This window comes from Micromonospora sp. MH99, assembly GCF_021442385.1.
In the GTDB taxonomy this organism is placed as follows: Bacteria; Actinomycetota; Actinomycetes; order Mycobacteriales; family Micromonosporaceae; genus Micromonospora.
Genome location: NZ_MUZA01000044.1, coordinates 16,133 through 32,404 on the forward strand (window position 1 = coordinate 16,133; position 16,272 = coordinate 32,404).

Annotated in this window: 17 protein-coding genes; 7 read left to right on the plus strand and 10 right to left on the minus strand. The window is 69.3% G+C overall.

All coding sequences use genetic code 11. From position 1 onward, the window contains the following. Positions 1-2: 2 nt before the first annotated feature. Complete coding sequence (locus B0E54_RS21425; RefSeq protein WP_234587576.1) at positions 3-395, minus strand: YciI family protein; 393 nt, start codon at positions 393-395, stop codon at positions 3-5. 213 nt (positions 396-608) lie between these two features. Between B0E54_RS21425 and B0E54_RS21430 the strand changes: the two genes are divergently transcribed. Both B0E54_RS21430 and B0E54_RS21435 read left to right on the plus strand, forming a co-directional pair. After that, positions 609-1,400, plus strand: coding sequence for a hypothetical protein (locus B0E54_RS21430; RefSeq protein WP_234587578.1), 792 nt, complete (start codon positions 609-611; stop codon positions 1,398-1,400). A gap of 38 nt (positions 1,401-1,438) precedes the next feature. After that, entirely contained in the window at positions 1,439-1,582 is a 144-nt protein-coding gene (locus tag B0E54_RS21435; protein WP_234587580.1) for a hypothetical protein, read from the plus strand. 36 nt (positions 1,583-1,618) lie between these two features. On the opposite strand, the gene B0E54_RS21440 is transcribed toward B0E54_RS21435, so the two are convergent. The 5 genes from B0E54_RS21440 to B0E54_RS21460 form a co-directional block, all read right to left on the minus strand. Then, positions 1,619-2,464 carry a methyltransferase domain-containing protein gene (locus B0E54_RS21440; RefSeq protein ID WP_234587582.1) on the minus strand — a complete coding sequence of 282 codons (846 nt, stop codon included), beginning with the start codon at positions 2,462-2,464 and terminating at the stop codon, positions 1,619-1,621. A gap of 361 nt (positions 2,465-2,825) precedes the next feature. Further along, complete coding sequence (locus B0E54_RS21445; protein ID WP_234587585.1) at positions 2,826-4,088, minus strand: Gfo/Idh/MocA family protein; 1,263 nt, start codon at positions 4,086-4,088, stop codon at positions 2,826-2,828. A gap of 10 nt (positions 4,089-4,098) precedes the next feature. Beyond that, the gene (locus tag B0E54_RS21450; RefSeq protein WP_210865260.1) at positions 4,099-4,905 is read right to left on the minus strand and encodes a carbohydrate ABC transporter permease; all 807 of its coding nucleotides are present in this window, start codon (positions 4,903-4,905) and stop codon (positions 4,099-4,101) included. After that, a complete protein-coding gene (locus B0E54_RS21455) occupies positions 4,902-5,843 on the minus strand; it encodes a carbohydrate ABC transporter permease (RefSeq protein ID WP_234587587.1) in 942 nt (313 codons plus the stop codon). Before B0E54_RS21455 ends, B0E54_RS21450 begins: the two co-directional genes overlap by 4 nt. Then, positions 5,836-7,152, minus strand: coding sequence for an ABC transporter substrate-binding protein (locus B0E54_RS21460; RefSeq protein ID WP_234587589.1), 1,317 nt, complete (start codon positions 7,150-7,152; stop codon positions 5,836-5,838). The genes B0E54_RS21455 and B0E54_RS21460 overlap by 8 nt, the downstream gene beginning before the upstream one ends. Before the next feature lie 88 nt (positions 7,153-7,240). Between B0E54_RS21460 and B0E54_RS21465 the strand changes: the two genes are divergently transcribed. Further along, positions 7,241-8,365 (plus strand): ROK family transcriptional regulator, encoded by a 1,125-nt coding sequence (locus tag B0E54_RS21465; protein ID WP_234587591.1) that lies wholly within the window; start codon positions 7,241-7,243, stop codon positions 8,363-8,365. Positions 8,366-8,429: 64 nt separating this feature from the next. Then, positions 8,430-9,716, plus strand: a complete 1,287-nt coding sequence (locus tag B0E54_RS21470) for a family 16 glycosylhydrolase (RefSeq protein ID WP_234587593.1) — start codon at positions 8,430-8,432, stop codon at positions 9,714-9,716. Positions 9,717-9,910: 194 nt separating this feature from the next. Here the strand turns inward: B0E54_RS21470 and B0E54_RS21475 are convergent, their stop codons facing one another. Further along, positions 9,911-10,738, minus strand: a complete 828-nt coding sequence (locus tag B0E54_RS21475) for an SAM-dependent methyltransferase (protein WP_234587595.1) — start codon at positions 10,736-10,738, stop codon at positions 9,911-9,913. A 257-nt stretch (positions 10,739-10,995) separates the two neighbouring features. Further along, positions 10,996-12,366 (minus strand): carbohydrate-binding protein, encoded by a 1,371-nt coding sequence (locus tag B0E54_RS21480; RefSeq protein ID WP_234587597.1) that lies wholly within the window; start codon positions 12,364-12,366, stop codon positions 10,996-10,998. Between the two features lie 205 nt (positions 12,367-12,571). Here B0E54_RS21480 and B0E54_RS21485 point away from each other — a divergent pair, with 205 nt between their 5' ends. After that, positions 12,572-12,742, plus strand: coding sequence for a hypothetical protein (locus tag B0E54_RS21485; RefSeq protein WP_234587599.1), 171 nt, complete (start codon positions 12,572-12,574; stop codon positions 12,740-12,742). 39 nt (positions 12,743-12,781) lie between these two features. On the opposite strand, the gene B0E54_RS21490 is transcribed toward B0E54_RS21485, so the two are convergent. Continuing rightward, positions 12,782-13,171, minus strand: coding sequence for a hypothetical protein (locus B0E54_RS21490; protein WP_234587601.1), 390 nt, complete (start codon positions 13,169-13,171; stop codon positions 12,782-12,784). Positions 13,172-13,322: 151 nt separating this feature from the next. Here B0E54_RS21490 and B0E54_RS21495 point away from each other — a divergent pair, with 151 nt between their 5' ends. Together B0E54_RS21495 and B0E54_RS21500 are read left to right on the plus strand one after the other, a co-directional pair. Then, on the plus strand, positions 13,323-14,501 hold the full coding sequence (locus B0E54_RS21495) for a cellulose binding domain-containing protein (protein WP_234587602.1): 1,179 nt from the start codon (positions 13,323-13,325) through the stop codon (positions 14,499-14,501). Between the two features lie 24 nt (positions 14,502-14,525). Further along, positions 14,526-15,653, plus strand: a complete 1,128-nt coding sequence (locus B0E54_RS21500; protein ID WP_234587603.1) for a glycosyl hydrolase 53 family protein — start codon at positions 14,526-14,528, stop codon at positions 15,651-15,653. A gap of 111 nt (positions 15,654-15,764) precedes the next feature. Here the strand turns inward: B0E54_RS21500 and B0E54_RS21505 are convergent, their stop codons facing one another. Beyond that, positions 15,765-16,199 (minus strand): hypothetical protein, encoded by a 435-nt coding sequence (locus B0E54_RS21505; protein ID WP_234587604.1) that lies wholly within the window; start codon positions 16,197-16,199, stop codon positions 15,765-15,767. Positions 16,200-16,272: the final 73 nt, after the last annotated feature.

A 16,272-nucleotide genomic window follows, 5' to 3' on the forward strand; every position in this document is an offset into this window, starting at 1 on the left:
GCTCACATCTCCCAGCCGGACAGGCCCAGGACGGGCCGGATCTCGACCGCCTGACTACCGGCCACGGGCAGGCGGCGTCCGATCTCGACAGCGCGGGCGTGGCTCTCGCAGTCGACGACGAAAAATCCGGCCACGTACCGGCCGCCGGACTCGACGGAACCCTCAACCAGCTGCGGGCCGTCGGCAGCGTCCTTCGTCTGTAGCGTCGTCGTGTTGATCGGGTCGGCGAGCGCGGTGGCGTCGATCAGTTCACCCGATTCGGCGAGCTCGTGCAGCAACGACTCGACAGGTGGCGGCCGGTCCTCTCCGCTGTCGGCCGCGGACCGGCCACCGCGCAGGAACATCGGGTGCACCCAGGCGCCGGGGTCGCCGTAGACGACCAGGACGAACCTCATGACGTCTGCCTTCCTGTGCGGTGAGCGGCCTGGCGGCGGTGACGTGCGGAACGATACCCAGCAGATCCGGCCCAGGCGTTGTCCCACAACTCCAACTCCACCAGGTGCGGCTGGCGTACCAGATCGGCCGAGCCCGCGTCCGCGCAGCTGCGCGTCACGGAGCTCTTCGACCGCTCCCACCATTGACGGTGCGATGATCGGGTGGTGCGGGTGATGATGGCCACCGATGCGGGGCACCCGGGGCGGACGAATGAGGATTTCGCCGGTGCCGTGCCGTCCGGTGTGGTTCTGGTTGACGGCGCGGGCGGCATCGCCGGTGCCGAGAAGGTCTGCCACCACGGAGTGACCTGGTACGCCAGCCGTCTCGGCGGTGCTCTCCTGGGCGCGTTGTCCCAGCACCGGGCCCTACGTGACGGGCTGGCCGAGAGCATCGAGCGGATCACCGACGAGCATCGCGTCACCTGCGATGTCACCAACTCGATCAGCCCTTACGCGGCAGTCGCGATGCTCCGGTTCTCGGATGGCCTCGTCGAGCACCTGGTCCTCGGAGACGCCGTGGCGGTCATCGGCCGGACCGGCGCCGATCCCTTGGTCACCCGCGACCCGCGCGAGGCGATGATCGCCAGCCCCGTGGAGGCCCGGCTGAAGGGCGTGCCTGAAGGCACGGACGAGTACCGGCGGATCCTGCTGGAGTTGCGTGCTCGACGCAACAGCCCGGGCGGTTTCTGGGTGGCCAAGGACAACCCGCGGGTTGTGGACGAGGCGATCACCGGCAGTTGCCCAACGGACGAGGTGACAGTTGCCGCTCTGCTGAGCAACGGCGCGAGCCGGCTGGTGGACACCCTCGGACTGACCAGTTGGGCGGGACTGCTGCAGCTGGCGGAAACCGCCGGACCCGGCGAGGTCATCGGCCGGGTCAGGGAGGCCGAGGTTCGCGGCGACGTCGCCCCGGACGACGCGACGATCATCTGCTGCAGCCGCACGAGACAGCTCGGCGACGGGTAACCCGATCACCGGTTCCCGGCCGGGCATACTCGCTGTTCATGACGTACGACCTCGCGGTCTGGGAAGGCGAGCGCCCAGACGAGTCGAACGCGGCCGAGACTTTCAGCGCCCTGTACGACCAGTACATCGGACGAGACGATCCGACGTTGATGCCGCCCACGCCAGCCAACCTGGCCCGTTGACTTCAGCGAGCCTGGCGGGAAGGTCAGGCAGCGTGCTCAGGCTGCGCGGCGTCCCCAGGCCGAGATCAGCGGCGCGAGGGTGAGGTCGAGTTCGCCGGCATCGACGGCGGCCAGGTGCGCGTCGATCTCGGCGTCGTCGGCCAGCCCGGCGGCGAGCAACTCGGCGCGGACCAGGCGCACCGTCGCCGTCTCCAGCCGGTCGCAGGCCACCCCGCCGACCGGGAAGGAACCGGCCGCCGCCACATCGACCAGGCCCGCCGCGCGCAACGACTGCGGCAGCGTACGGCCGTAGCGCAGATCGGCGCCGCGGCGCGTCAGCAACTCCCGGACGGCACGCCGCAGTCGGTTGGCACGCCGCTGCGCCGGACCGACCTCATCGAGGCAGGCCAGCGGCTGCAACTCGGTGTCGGCGTCCTCGATCAACAACCAGCCGCCGGGCTTCAACGCCGCCACCATCGTCGCCAACGCCCGGGCACGGTCGGGCACGTGAACGAGCACGAGCCGTGCGTGTACCAGGTCAAACGTGCCGGACTGCGGAGGCGGGTCCCCGACGACGTCGTGCCGAAGCACCTCGTACCCGCCGTGCGGATCCAACCAGGTCGGGTTGATGTCCGTGGCCAGCACGTGACCGGTTGGTCCGACGGCCGCGGCCAGGGCCTCGGGAATGCTGGGCCCTCCGGCACCGACTTCCCAGCAGCGCCAGCCCGCCCTCAGCCCGAGCCGGTCGAGGTGCCCGCGCGTGACACCGTCGAACAGCTCGGCCAGCCAGCCGAACCGCTCGCCCGCCTCGCGTCGGGCATTGTCGAGCAGGTAGCGGTGATCCGGCGCAGCCTCGGGGGAGTGCGGTGGCGGGGTCCCGGACCGGGCGCCCGCGGTATTCACCGGTTCTCCAGTCGTCGCGTGCGGCTCGGGCCCGGGATCGACGACGGGCTGCGATGAACTCATGCCCCCATCCTCACGCCCACCGGGTGTGGTGTCAGCAGGAAACGGGCTGCATTCGAGCACAGCCCCGGCTCCGGCCGGCCAGGCCGACCCCGCACCCCTCGACACGATCGGCCGCCCGGGATCGAGCAGCGTTGTGCGCCAGCGTTTCGGTCAGCCCGGTCGACCAGGGCCTGCGGCACGTCGCGGAGCGTGCGGTCGGAGTCCGGCCAGACCTTCGCCGGGATGGGCGCTCGTCCTCCCGGGGCGACCGCACGGCGATCGCCCCGGGGTTCCGCGTGGCGGACGGCCGGCGTATTCCCTAGATCGACGTGGCCGGAGTCAGCTCGACGACGCTGCCGGTGGCGCGGGACCGCTCGGCTGCCCAGACGACTCGGTGGGAGGAGATGCTCTCCTCGGGTCCGGAGGTGACAAGTGAGCGGTCCCCGGTGGCGACCGCCTCGATGAACGCCTCGATGAGCGCCCCGTCGGCGCCGCCGTGCCCGTCCGCGGCCGAGGCGTCGCCGTCGGGATCCAGGTTGATGGTCTCGACGGTGTCGGTGAGGAAGTCGTGGACGTGCAGGGTACGACCGTCTCCCTCGATGCTGCCGAACGTGCCGAAGATCCGCGTCTTGCGGAAGTCAAGCGCGGTGAAGGCCGTCATCGTGAAGGCGACCGTGGTGCCGCCCTCATATTCGAGGTTGACCACCTGGTGGTCGACGACGTCGTTGCGGCCCGCGTAGACGCAGACGCCGTACGGGCCGTCCCTGAGCGCTTTGTGGACACCGTCCGCGCTGACGTCGTCGGTGAGCACGCCCAGCGGCCATGCCTCGTGGACGGGATCACCGAGGAAACGTTCGTAGATCCGGATCGCGGAGTAGGCACAGGATCGTTCGACCGGGCAGTCGACGCAGCGCTCGGTCGCTCCGGCTGGACGGTTCTCCGGCCGGAAGTGGGCGAGGCCGCCGAAGGAGGAGACCCGTCGGACCGGTCGGCCGATGAGGTGGCCGAGCCAGTCGATGTCGTGGCAGGACTTGGCGAGCAGCATCGACGAGGATTCGGCCTCCACCGCCCAGTTGCCGCGCACGTAGCTGTGGGCGTGGTGCCACCAGCCGACCGGCTCCAGGTGATCGATGCTGACGATCGCGCCGATCCGCCCGGAGTCGATCAGCCGCTTGAGTGTCTGGGAATAGGGCGTGTATCGGAGTACGTGACAGACGGCGAGGAGGACGTCGTTGTCGACGGCTGCGGCGACGATGCGTTCCGCCTGCTCGGGCAACGGGGCCATCGGCTTCTCCAGCAGGATCGCGTAGCCGCGTTCGGCGAAGGCCACCACCGGCTCGACATGCGCGCGATCGGGGGTCGCCACGATCACCGCGTCGGCGAGCCGGGGCTGTGCGGCGAGGTCTTCCCACGAGGCGAACCGGCGCTCGGCGGGTACGTCGAACTCGTCGGCCAGGGTGATGCGGCGGGCGGGGTCGGGATCGGCGACAGCTGCGATCGTGGCGTTTGCGGTGGCGGCGGCGAGGCGTGCGTAGGCCGCGCCTCGCGCTCCGGCACCGACGATCGCCAGTGTGATGGACATCAGGTGTCTCCTATTTGATGGCGCCGGAAAGGATGCCTTTGACGAAGTGGCGCTGGAAGAAGAGGTAGAGGATGACCACGGGGACGATGACGATGATCGTTCCGGCGCTGAGCAGCGGAATGTTGCGGCCGTAGGCCTGGATGAACTTGCCGAGCCCGGACGGCGCCGTCCGCATCGCCGGGTCCTGGATGAGGATCAGCGCGAGCAGGAACTGGTTCCACGCCCACATGAAGTAGAGAAGGCCGAGGGTGGTGAGCGCCGGCCGGGCGGTGGGCAGCAGGACCTGGCGCAGGATCTGCCTGCTGGTCGCGCCGTCCATCTCGGCGGCCTCGGTGAGTTCCGGCGGCAGCGACTCGAAGTGGCTCCGCATCCAGAACACCCCGAACGGCATGAACGCCCCGATGAGCGGCAGGATGACCGCCCAGTAGGTGTTGAGGAGTCCGATCGACTTGAGGTCGTAGTAGAGCGGGATGACGATCGACTCGTACGGCAGGGCCAGACCCAGCATGAGCAACGCGAAGATCGGCCCCCGGACGGCGAGCCGCATCATCGCCAGCCCGTATCCGGCGAGCGTCGCGAGCACCAGAGCGAGGGGTACGACGCCGAGCGCGATGATCAGGCTGGACCGCATGAGGTCAGCGAAGCCGCCTGTCGACCAGGCGTCGACGTAGTTGTGCCACTGCGGATCCGACGGCCACGCGAGGCCCGGGCTGAGATTGTCCTGTGGTTGCAGCGACGCGGCGAGGATCGCGTAGAAGGGAACCAGCACCGAGGCGGTGGCAGCCAGCAGCGACAACCGGGTCATCGACCGGATCATGTCTTCTCCCGGGTGAGGCGGTTGAGGGCGAACATGACCGCGCAGGTCAACAGGGACAGGACGACGGCGAGCGCGCAGGCGGTGCCGACCTGCCCCGCGGTGAAGGTCAGCCGGTAGATGGCGACACCGGGCACCAGTGTCGACTCCCCGGGGCCGCCGGCGGTCATCACGTAGACGACGTCGAAGCTGGCCAGGGCTGCGATCACGGTGACGGTCGCGGCCACCGACATCTCGCGGCGCAGACCCGGCATTGTGACGTGCCAGAACTCGTGGATCGCGCCGGCGCCGTCGAGTCGGGCGGCTTCGTACAGGGCCGGATCGATCTTGCCGATTCCGGAGTACAGCAGCAGGAAACAGAGCCCGGTCGAGACCCAGGTCCCGACGACTCCGACCGCCGGGTAGGCCCAGGTGAAGTCACCCAGCCAGGCCCGGGTGAGGTCGGACAGGCCGACCGCGCGCAGCAGCGCGTTGAACGGTCCGTCGTCGTCGAAGAACAGCTTCCAGACGCTGCCGACCGCGACCAGCGGAAGGATCTGCGGCAGGAAGATCACGGTACGGACGAAGGGCATGCCCTTCCAGGGCACGTTCGCGACGAGCGCCGCCAGCACCAGGCCGAAGCAGATCGGGATGACCGAGTAGAAGAGGATCAGCCCGAAGGCGTGGACCAGGGAGAGCCGCAGCGCCGGGTCGGCGAGGATCTCCCGGTAGTTGTCGAGCCCGGCCCAGGTGGCGACGCCGATCCCGTTCCAGTCCCAGAACGAGATCCAGAGGCTGTGCAGCCAGGGCGCGATCACGAAGGCCGCGTAGAAGAGCAGCGCCGGTGCGGTGTAGAGCAGCGGTACGAGTCGTGCCCGCGACCGCCGGGCCCGCACCGGCGTCGCGGGAGCGACGACGGTGCGGTCCCGGACGGCCACGCGGTTCGCGAGGCTGTCAGCCATGCGTCTTGGCCCAGTCGGACTGGACGGCCCGGATGAACGTGGCGGGGTCGACCTTGCCGGCGATCAGCTTCTGGGTCTCGGCGACCAGCGTGTCGTTCATGGTCGCGGTGGCGTTGTTGTTGAACCCGATGAGCCCGTCATCGGCGTTGACCTTGTTCCACGCGGCGATCAGGTCGGCGGAGATCGTGCCGGGCTCGGCGGTCACGGTCGAGGTGTCCGAGGGCAGGAAGCCCTGCGCGAAGGAGGCCTTGGCAGCCTCCGGGCCGCGCAGGAAGTCCAGGAAGGCGGCGGCGGCCTGCGCGTTCTTCGACTTCCGTGAGATCCCGTACGCCACCGAGGTGCCGATCGCGGTGGCCTTGGGGCCGGGGAAGGCCACGAAGCCGGCGTCGCCCCGCAGCGCGTCGCCGATCTTCTTCGAGTCCCAGGAGCCGTCGACGAAGAAGACGCCGTCGCCCTTGGTGAACTTGTCCACCGCACCCTGCAGGTCGATGCCGTTGGCGTCCTTGGAGTAGTAGCCCTTCGTACCCCAGTCGGTGATGCTCTGGGCGCCCTTCGCGTTCCCGGCGGTGTCGAAGGTGGCGCCGCCCTCACCGAAGACCCACTTGGCGTACGCGGCCGGGCCGTCCGTGGACTGCCCGATGAGCTGGATCGGGAAGGAGGCGTGGCCCTCCTTGTTGCCGAGCTGGAGCGGGGTCTCACCGCCGGCCTTGGCCTTGGCCAGGGCGGCCTCCAGGTCCTCGAGTGAGGCCGGAGCCGCAGCGATGCCGAGCTTCTTCAACTTGGCCTTGTTGTAGTAGAGGCCGACCTGCGAGAAGGAAGCGGGTGCCGCGTACAGGTCGCCTGAGCCGAGGGTGGTGCCGTCCTTGGCGACCCGCCACTGGTTGAGCTGCCCGGCCGGGTATGCCGTCTCCCAGCCGTACGCCTTCGCATACGGCTGAAGGTTGAGGATCAACTGGTCCTTGACCGTGGTGCCCACCGCGTTGAGCAGCACGATGTCGGGCGAGGTGTCGCTGGACAACGCGAGGTTGAGCGACTTGTTGTAGTCGTCGTACGTGGTGTCGACGTAGTTGATCTTGACGTTGGGGTGCTTCGCCTTGAACGCCGGGATGATGTCCTTCATGGCGGCGCCCGACTCGGGGGTGGCGATCAGGTTGAGTTCCACAGGGCCGGACGGAACGCCGGTCTGGACGGCCGCGTTCGCGTCGGCGGCCGGTTCATCGCTGGAGGAGCTGCCGGGTGCGCACGCGCCGAGCGCGAGGAGCACTGCTGCCGCGCTGAGCGCACTCTTCACCGATGGCAATGACTTCATGGGGGATCTCCCTGGGCAGGAGTAGTTTCGAAGGAAACTTGCGTTCGCTATAATGAGCGGTCTACGAACCCACGTCAAGGGGCAGCGAATGACCGTAGGTGACGCTCTTCCGGGCGGGGACCAGAGCGCCCTACGGCATCTGAACACGCGTCGTGTGCTGCGACTGCTCTACGAGGGGCCGTCGCTGACCATCAGCGGTGTCGCCCGCGAGACCGGGTTGTCCCGCCCCACCGTGCAGGGCATCCTGACCTCCCTGGTGGAGTCCCGACTGCTGCTGCTGGACGGTTTCGACACCGCCCGAACCGGAGGGCGGCCGGCACAGCGGTACCGCTTCGCCGCGGACGCGGGCATCCTGGCCGGCCTCGACATCGGGGCGCACGCGGTGTCGGTGCGGATCACCGACCTCGCCGGCGCGCAGGTGGCGGCCGCCCGGGCCGCGATCGACCCGGCCCTGGACCCGACCGGCCGCATCGACGCCGCGGTCAACCTGCTGCGACGGACGATTCCGGCCAACTCACCTCGGCTGTGGGCGGCCTGTGCCGGCTCCCCGGGCATCATCGCCGACGGTGTGGTGCGGCTGAGCGTGGCCATCCCGGACTGGACCGGCACGGCACTTGCCAAGGAACTCGCCGCCCGCCTGGACTGCCCGGTGAGCGCCGTCAAGGACGCCAACCTCGCGGTCCTCGCCGAGCACCGGGTCGGTGCCGCGCAGGGCGTCGACCACGTCCTGTACGTGCATGCCGGGCACCGCCTCGGCGTCGGCGTCCTGGTGGACGGCAGGCCGTTCGGCGGCGGCCGGGGGGCTGCGGGAGAGATCGGCCGGCACCCGGGCCTGGGCTGGGAGGCGGCACCCCGCAAGCTGCTTTCCGACGCGGGGGTAGCTCCCGGCATGAATTCACGCGAGTGGGTCTTCGCGCAGGCCAGGCGGGGGGACAAGCGTGCGGTCCGGGCCGTCGACGACTACGCCCGGGCGCTCGCCGAGGGGGTGGGCGCCATGGTTCTCGCCATGGACCCGCAGGTGGTCGTGGTGGGCGGTGGCATCGCGCGCGCCGGCGAGACGGTGATGGAGCCGGTGCGGCGCCACCTCGCCGAGATCCTGTACGAGTTGCCAGGCCTGACGATCTCCGCGCTCGGAGACGACGCGGTGGCGATCGGCGCGGTCGAGACCGCCCGGGACACGGTCCGCGCGGAGCTGTTCACCGACGGCTCTTGACAGCGGCTGGGCTCGCCGGCATATTCCGAAAGAACTTTTCTTTCGTTACCCCCGGGAGTGCCTCATGGCGCATCGCTTTCGAAGAGTTCTCGCCGCAGCCAGCTCGATGATCCTCGGAGTCACCCTCGCCGGCATCGTCACCGCCGCGCCGGCGCAGGCCGGCGACACCCCGCCCAGCCCGCTCGCCAAACCGGGCTACACACTCGACTTCTCCGAAGAGTTCGACGTCAGCACCCTCAACACGAACCGCTGGCTGCCCTACTACCTGCCGCACTGGACCTCCCCCGCCAACCGCGAGCTGGGTGCCAAGGCGCGCTACACCATCGCCGACGGTGTGCTCACCCAGCGGCTCGACGCCGACACCCCGGCGTGGAATCCGCAGTACGACGGCACGGTCAAGATCTCCTCGTTCCAGACCTACAACAAGGACTACTGGCACAAGTTCAACGGCTCGATGCCGTTGAACCACCACGAGCCCGACTTCAACGGCTACACGTTCCAGTACGGCTACGTCGAGCTGCGGGCCAAGAAGTCGAACGTCGGCGGGGGCGGCCACCAGGCCCTCTGGCTGGTCGGCACCGGGGACACCTCCAGCGCATCGCGCAACCCCGAGGTCGACATGGTCGAGACGTTCTTCTCCGAGCCGAACAACTGGCGGATCGCCGCCCGCAGCTGGGGCGACCCGAACTTCCTGTCCAGCTCGTACGCGTCGATCGCCCCTGTGCCCAGCGGGTCGCCGACCACCGAGTTCCACACGTACGGCATGGAGTGGACGCCCACCGACATCAAGTTCTACTACGACGGCCAGCTCTACCGGACGATCAACGACGCGCCCAACATGCCGATGGGGCTGATCATGGGCATCTACACCGACGCCGGCTCCGGTCAGCACAACGACGTCTGGCCCAAGACCTGGAGTGTCGACTACCTCCGCGTGTACAAGAAGGACGGCGGCTACCCGGTGGCCTATCAGCGGCTGAAGAACCGGCAGACCGGCCAGTACATCAAGGACGACGGCAGTGGCACCGCCAGGTACGCCGCCGCTGCCAGCACCGACCAGTCCGCCCAGTGGGCCGTCGAGAACGTCGACGGTTACGTCCGGTTCAAGAACCGTGCCACCGGCAACTACCTGCACGTGGAGAACCAGACCGGCAACGTGCAGACCGGTGCGGTGCCCGGCACCTACTGGTCGGCGCAGTGGGCCCAGGAGCCGGTCGACGACCCCTTGCGCCTGAAGAACCGTTGGAAGGGCACCTACGCCCATACCGAGAACATGACCGGCAGCGTCCAGTACGGTGCCGCGCCCGCCAACTGGTGGACCAGCCAGTGGGCCCTCGAACCCGCCTCCTGACGAACCGCAACCCACCGGCGTCGCCCGCTCTCAGTTTCCCCACGTGAAAGGCCGCTTCCTGAATTCGGGAAGCGGCCTTTCCGCTGTCGTGCAGACGAGCGCAGCGGCCCGCCTCGGCGGCCGAGAGCGTCACCGATCCGTCCCCGCACTGGTCCCGGGCGAACTCTCGCCCGGGACCGCACCGGGAACGGGGCCTACGGTTTGCGGGCGAGGAGCCCGACGAAGGTGTGATAGGTGTCGGTCTGCGCCGGAGCGGGCGTACCCGGCTCGGGACGCCACTCGGCCAGCGGCACCAGCCCCGGCTCCAGCACCGTCAGCCCGTCGACGAACGAGAGGATCTCCTCGTCGGTACGCCAGCGGCCGGTGCCCAGCGACTCGTTGAAGACCCGCTCGACCTCGCGGGCCTTGCGGGAGCCTTCGGGGTCCCGCTCACCCGGGTCGCGGAAGTGCGAGACCGCCACATAGCTGCCGGAGGGCAGCGCGTCGATCAACGCCGCCGCCACCGCACGCGGATCCTCGTCGTCGCCGAGGTGGTGCAGGATCGCGAAGAGCAACAGGCCGATCGGCCTGTCGAAGTCGAGGAACCGACGTACGTCCGGGTGGTCGAGGATCTCCTGCGGCTCCCGGATGTCCGCCTGGATCACCGTCGCGGTGCCGTCGGCGGCGAGCAGAGCCCGGCCGTGTGTCAGGACGATCGGGTCATTGTCCACGTACACCACCTGAGCCTTCGGGTTCTGCTCGGTGGCGACCTCGTGGACGTTGCCCTGGGTGGGCAGCCCGGATCCAATGTCGAGGAACTGATCGATGCCCGCCTCGGCGACGAGGAAGCGGATCACGCGACGCAGAAAGGCCCGGTTCGCCTGACCGGCCGCTGGTCCATCGGGTGTGATCCGCAGGGCGTGCTCGGCGACCTGTCGGTCGACCTCGAAGTTGTCCTTGCCGCCCAGGAAGAAGTCATAGACCCGGGCCACGCTGGGAATGCTGGGGTCGATGCCGGGGGGTGCCGCCTTGTCGCGGGTCACAGGCGTCTCCATTCGATCGGGACGGGCGCAGGCTGAGGTCTGCGGGCGGTGCCGGGTTGCGGCGAGTGTAGCGATCGGGAGGGTTGAATTCCGCCCCGACTGGTACCGCTCCCAGCCAGCCGGCCCCTCACCAGCGCACTCATCGAGCGACCGCCCACCCGGGCGTCGACGGGCCACTGGAGACGATCGACGACCTATCGCCGGGCCCACCGCTGGCCGGGATGCCGGCTGGCGGTGGGCCCGACGTCAGTAACCCGTCAGCGGCCCTGCAGGCGCTTGACGTTGTCGCCGAAGGTCCAACCCTTCGACCCGTCCCAGTTCGCCGACCAGGTCATCAGGCCCTTGATGCCGGGGACACTGTTGTACGCCTGCGTGACCAGCGACGTCGACATGTACCCGCCGCCCGCCCCGTTCTGCGCGGGCAGGCCCGGGACCTGCTTGTCGTACGGCACGCGGATGGTGGTGCCCCCGATGGTGAGGCCGTTGTTCAGGCACTGCGTCTGCACCGTGAACCCCTGCACGGTGCCGGCGGGGTACGAGTCGCCGGCGCAGCCGTACATGCTGCCGTTGTAGTACTGCATGTTCAGCCACCAGAGCCGGCCGTTGTCCACGTACTTCTTGATGATCGGCAGGTAGGAACCCCAGATCGAGCCGTAGACCACACTGCCGCCGGTGACGTAGGCGGTCTCCGGTGCCATGGTCAGGCCGAAGTTCGAGGGCATCCGGGCCAGCACTCCGTCGATGATCCGGATCAGGTTGGCCTGCGACGTCGACAGGGTGTTGATGTTGCCGCTACCGGTCAGGCCCGTCTCGATGTCGATGTCGATGCCGTCGAAGTGGTAGGCCGTCAGGATCGGCACGATCGTCGCGATGAACCGGTCGGCGACAGCGGTGGAGCTCAGGTCGATGCCCGCGGCGGCCCCGCCGATCGACATCAGGATCGTGGCGCCGGCGGCCTTGGCCTGGCACATCTCGGCCGGGGTGGCCACCTTCACGCCGGCGTCCATGCCGTTCTCCCAGAGGACCGTGCCGTCCGAGCGGATCACCGGGAACGCCGCGTTGATCACGTTGTAGCCGTGCTGGGTGAGCCGGCTGTCGGTGATCGGGATCCAGCCAAGTCCGGGGTGGACGCCGTTGGAGGCGCCGTCCCAGTTCTCCCAGTAGCCCTGCAGCACCTTGCCGGTGGGCCGCGACTTCACCGCGCAGGTCCCGCCAGTGGGCGGCGGCGTGGTGGGGGGAGCCGTGGTCGGCGGCGGCGTGGTGGGCGGCGCGGTCGTCGGGGGAGGCGTGGTGGGTGGAGCGGTCGTCGGGGGAGGCGTGGTGGGCGGCGGCGTGCTTCCCGAGCAGGCGCCCAAGTCGCGCCACAGCGACGGGGTCGCGGCGGGGTTCCAGCCGGCACCGGCGTACGCGGTGTGCGTGACCAGCGCCTGGTAGAGCCGGCCGCCGTAGGTCACCTGGGCGCCTGCCTGGTAGGTGGTGCCCTCGGCCCAGGCCGGTGCGGTGCAGGCGACCAGCGCGACGGCGTTGGCCGAGGACACGGCCGCCATGCTGCTGGGGACGAAGGCGATGGCGGCCGTGACGGTCATCGCCGCCCCGGCCACCACTGCGAATATTCGACGGCTTCTCATGGCTCACTCCCCGGCTTCGGCGACCCGTGACCTCCACATATTGACGTCGGTGCGCCTTAATAGCAAGGGTTGTTTACAGATAGCGGAAGTCGGGGCCACGTGCAGGTGGAGATGTGCCCTGGTCGTCGCCGAGAGCGCTGGCGCCCGGGTGCCGCGGCTACCGCTTCGAGAGGCGGCGAAACCTGTCGTGCTGGATACTTCCCCGATGACCAATCCAGAGCTCGATCCGGACGTCTATCCACCCCTCGATCCTCGCGAGCCCGTTCCGGAGACCGCCGAGGAGCTGCTTCCCGGTACGCCGAGCGACCTGCCGGAGGCGCCCACCGAGCCGATGCCCGACGACGGCGATCCTCCAGGCGTACCCGAGCCGGCGTGACTGTCATCCGGCGGCGCCGTCCCGCCTGCGTGCGGGCGGTCAGCAGGAGCGCGGCTGCCAGCTCACCTTCGTCACGTGCATGGGCACGTACAGGTCACCACTGCCGTTGGCTCGCGCGCAGACAGTGCCGGTGAGCGGCGTCCCGAGATACGTGTAGGACCAGGTGATCTCGGCGTTCCGGGAGGTGTAGTTGTAGTAGTTGAAGGCCGGGGCGTAGCCGGACCACTCGGTGTTGGTCAGCACGGACGGCGTCTCGACCGGCCCCTCCGGCGGGTGGTTCCAGTTTGGCCAGATGCAGAGCATGCCCTGTGGGCAGTTCCCGGGGGCCCAGGGGCCGTCCGCCGCCTGGGTGGTCGCCGCCGAGGCGGCGGGGGCGGTGGCCAGCACACCTACGACGGACGCGGCGACGGCGATGGTCTTCAACAGCATGGTTCACCTTCTTAAATAGATGATCCTGAATGGAGATAAGCTACTGCGGGAAAGTTGAGACGTCAATGACTCGGGTGAGACCCGAGCGCGGTCGCCGACCGAGGCGTGAGATACGTTGGCGATCATCGATGTCTGGCGGGATCGTCGACGTATGACAGGCGTGTTTCCTTCCTCGCTGATCCGCCGCCTGCGGCCGGGTCTGCTGGCCGCCGTCGTGGTGTCGACGGCGGTGCTCATCAGCGCGTTCAGCGTCGCTCCGGCAGCCGACGCCGGGGCCGCGCCGCCAGCGGCGTACCCCGGAGTCGTCCCGGCCCCCGGCGGCCTCGCGGAGCCGACCGCCACCGTGCCGCCGGCCCCAACCACGGCGCCCAGTACGCCGAACACCTCGCCCTTCCCGCCGAGCGTGCCGACGAACCTGGCCGCCAGCGAGGTCCGCAGCGGGTCGGTCACCCTCACCTGGACTGCCGCCAAGCCGGGCTGCTGCGCCGTCACCGGCTACGACATCACGTACTACCAGGCGTTCGACGACGTCATCTACAGCGCCAGCGTCGGAGCCGTCACCACCGCCACGATCAGCAACTACATCCGGCCGGGCAGGCAGTACTCGTTCCGGGTGGCCGCCCTGGACAGCCTCGGACACCGCTCGGCCTCGACGGACGCGCTGACCGTTGTCACCCCGTTGATCGACACCGGCCCGGACACCACCCCGCCGAGCGCCCCGCAGAACCTGACCCTTGGCGAGGTGACCGCCTCGACCGCCACGCTGTCCTGGTCGCCGTCGACGGACAACGTCGGCGTGCTCGGATACAACGTCTACCAGTTCGACGGCTGGTTCAGCTCGACACTGATCGCCACCGTGCCGGGAACGACGTACACGGCGGCGCTGCCCGCGTCGACGCCGCTTCGCAACCTGATCTACGTACGCGCCCGGGACGCGGCGGGCAACGTGTCGATCGCGTCCAACACGGTCACCCTGCCCACGACGTCCACTCCGCCGCCCCCGCCGCCCTCGACCTGCCAGGTGACGTACCGGAACCAGTCGCAGTGGCAGGGCGGCTTCGTGGCCACGGTGACGGTCCAGAACCTCGGCGCGGCACCGCTCGACGGCTGGATCGTCACCTTCGGCTACCCGGGAGACCAGCAGGTCACCTCGGCCTGGAACGCCACGGTCGGCCAGACCGGGACCAGCGTGACCGCCCGCAACGTCGACTGGAACCGCGTTCTCGCGCCGAACGGCTCCGCGAGCTTTGGCGTCCAGGGACGGTGGGGCGTCAGCGACGCGCCACCCACCGCCTTCTCGCTCAACGGCGCTCCCTGCGCGGTGGGCTGAACGCGTCCCCATTGGAGGATCCTCGTGCGCACTCCCCACCGCCGCCGCAGAGCACTGCTCGGGGCGGTCACGGCCGGCATTCTCGCCGTCTCGACCACCCTCGGCGGTACGACCACTCCCGCCTCGGCCGCGAACACGCTCAGCATGCGGGGCGCCGACGTCTCCTCGTTGCAGCGGAGCCTGGATCTGGGCGCCAGGTACTACGACGCCGGAGGTGTCGCCCGCGACCCGCTGGACATCCTGAAGTCCGTGGGCGTCAACTACGTCCGGCTGCGCGTCTGGAACAACCCGGTCAGCGGCTACAACAACAAGAGCAGGGTGTTGGCCCAGGCGAGGGCGGCCAGGGCGAAGGGCCTCAAAGTGCTCATCGACTTCCACTACTCCGACACCTGGGCCGACCCCGGCAAGCAGTACAAGCCGGCCGCCTGGGTCGGCCACAGCCTGAGTCAACTGCGCACCGACGTCTACACGTTCACCTACGACGTCTGCTCCAGCCTCCGCGGCCAGGGCACCACGCCGGACAGCGTGCAGATCGGCAACGAGATCAACGTCGGGATGCTGTGGGACGAGGGCAAGGTCGTCAACAACGACTTCGCCCCGCTGGCCGGCCTGCTCAAGCAGGGCTACAACGCGACCAAGGCGTGTGGCAGCGGCATCCCGGTGATGATCCACACCGCCGACGCCGACAGCAACGCCAACGCGCGATGGTTCTACGACGGCATCCGCGCGCAGGGTGTGCAGTGGGACATGACAGCCCTGTCGTACTACTGCATGTGGCACGGGACCCTGGCGAACCTCTACAACAACATCGTCGACCTGCGCGGCCGCTACGGAAAGCCGGTGGTGATCGTGGAGACCGCGTACCCCTTCACCCGGAACAACGCGGACAGCGAGCCGAACGCCATCGGCGACGCGACCTGTGACGGCATCGGTGCGACGTGGTCCGGGCAGGCCCAGGAGTTCGACTGGGTCCAGAACACCGCCCGCAACGCGGGGGCCATCGGTGTCTTCTACTGGGAGCCGACCTGGTATGCCGTGCGGGGCAACGGCTGGGATCCGGCCAACATCAACGGCACCGGAAACCAGTGGGACAACATGGCAGTCTTCGACTGGTCCGGGCGGGTGAACCCGAGCGTGCGCTGGACGCCCTGACCCGTCGTCTCCGCGTCGGACCGGGCCGGGATGGGTCGTGGGTCCGCGCTGGGGGTGGCCGCCACGCGCACGACCGCCCACGACACGCGCCGAATGAGCGGCGCCGCCCAGTCACGGTCCCGGCCAGGGGCGGGCGGCGGGAGTGGCCACCGCGTCCCCTGAGCCGCCCGCCATGGCCGACCGGACCACGCGAAGGTTCGTGCGGACCACGACGCTGGCCATGAACACGCCGCACACGGCCTGTTCGATGCGCAGCCAGACCGGGAACGCGCCGGGCCAGGCGACGACAGCGACGATCGCGGCCAGCACCACCATGGCGATGATGCGGAGCCGGCGGAAGGAGCCGCGGTGCCCCGCCGCTGCGCGCCGGGACAGCACCAGGAGCACCGCCGCGCTGGCGGCGACAAGTGGTGTGCGGACCCAGACGGCCGTGGTGACGAGCGCGGGGTCGTGGCGCATGAGCACCACGGCTACGACGGTGGACACGCTGATCACCAGGAAGGCGGCCAGCAGTTTGACAACGGTGTTCAGATGGTCGTTCCTCATGCCGTTCAGCCTGCGTCCGTAGGCCGGGGCGAAGCATCGGCGCGCGGATCGATGTTCCGTCTCCACCCACGGT

Bases quoted from the DNA above. Each gene is read 5' to 3' on its own strand.
- B0E54_RS21425 (WP_234587576.1), bottom strand. From the start codon at position 395: ATGAGGTTCGTCCTGGTCGTCTACGGCGACCCCGGCGCCTGGGTGCAC.
- B0E54_RS21430 (WP_234587578.1), top strand. From the start codon at position 609: ATGATGGCCACCGATGCGGGGCACCCGGGGCGGACGAATGAGGATTTC.
- B0E54_RS21435 (WP_234587580.1), top strand. From the start codon at position 1,439: ATGACGTACGACCTCGCGGTCTGGGAAGGCGAGCGCCCAGACGAGTCG.
- B0E54_RS21445 (WP_234587585.1), bottom strand. From the start codon at position 4,088: ATGTCCATCACACTGGCGATCGTCGGTGCCGGAGCGCGAGGCGCGGCC.
- B0E54_RS21450 (WP_210865260.1), bottom strand. From the start codon at position 4,905: ATGATCCGGTCGATGACCCGGTTGTCGCTGCTGGCTGCCACCGCCTCG.
- B0E54_RS21455 (WP_234587587.1), bottom strand. From the start codon at position 5,843: ATGGCTGACAGCCTCGCGAACCGCGTGGCCGTCCGGGACCGCACCGTC.
- B0E54_RS21460 (WP_234587589.1), bottom strand. From the start codon at position 7,152: ATGAAGTCATTGCCATCGGTGAAGAGTGCGCTCAGCGCGGCAGCAGTG.
- B0E54_RS21465 (WP_234587591.1), top strand. From the start codon at position 7,241: ATGACCGTAGGTGACGCTCTTCCGGGCGGGGACCAGAGCGCCCTACGG.
- B0E54_RS21470 (WP_234587593.1), top strand. From the start codon at position 8,430: ATGGCGCATCGCTTTCGAAGAGTTCTCGCCGCAGCCAGCTCGATGATC.
- B0E54_RS21480 (WP_234587597.1), bottom strand. From the start codon at position 12,366: ATGAGAAGCCGTCGAATATTCGCAGTGGTGGCCGGGGCGGCGATGACC.
- B0E54_RS21485 (WP_234587599.1), top strand. From the start codon at position 12,572: ATGACCAATCCAGAGCTCGATCCGGACGTCTATCCACCCCTCGATCCT.
- B0E54_RS21490 (WP_234587601.1), bottom strand. From the start codon at position 13,171: ATGCTGTTGAAGACCATCGCCGTCGCCGCGTCCGTCGTAGGTGTGCTG.
- B0E54_RS21495 (WP_234587602.1), top strand. From the start codon at position 13,323: ATGACAGGCGTGTTTCCTTCCTCGCTGATCCGCCGCCTGCGGCCGGGT.
- B0E54_RS21505 (WP_234587604.1), bottom strand. From the start codon at position 16,199: ATGAGGAACGACCATCTGAACACCGTTGTCAAACTGCTGGCCGCCTTC.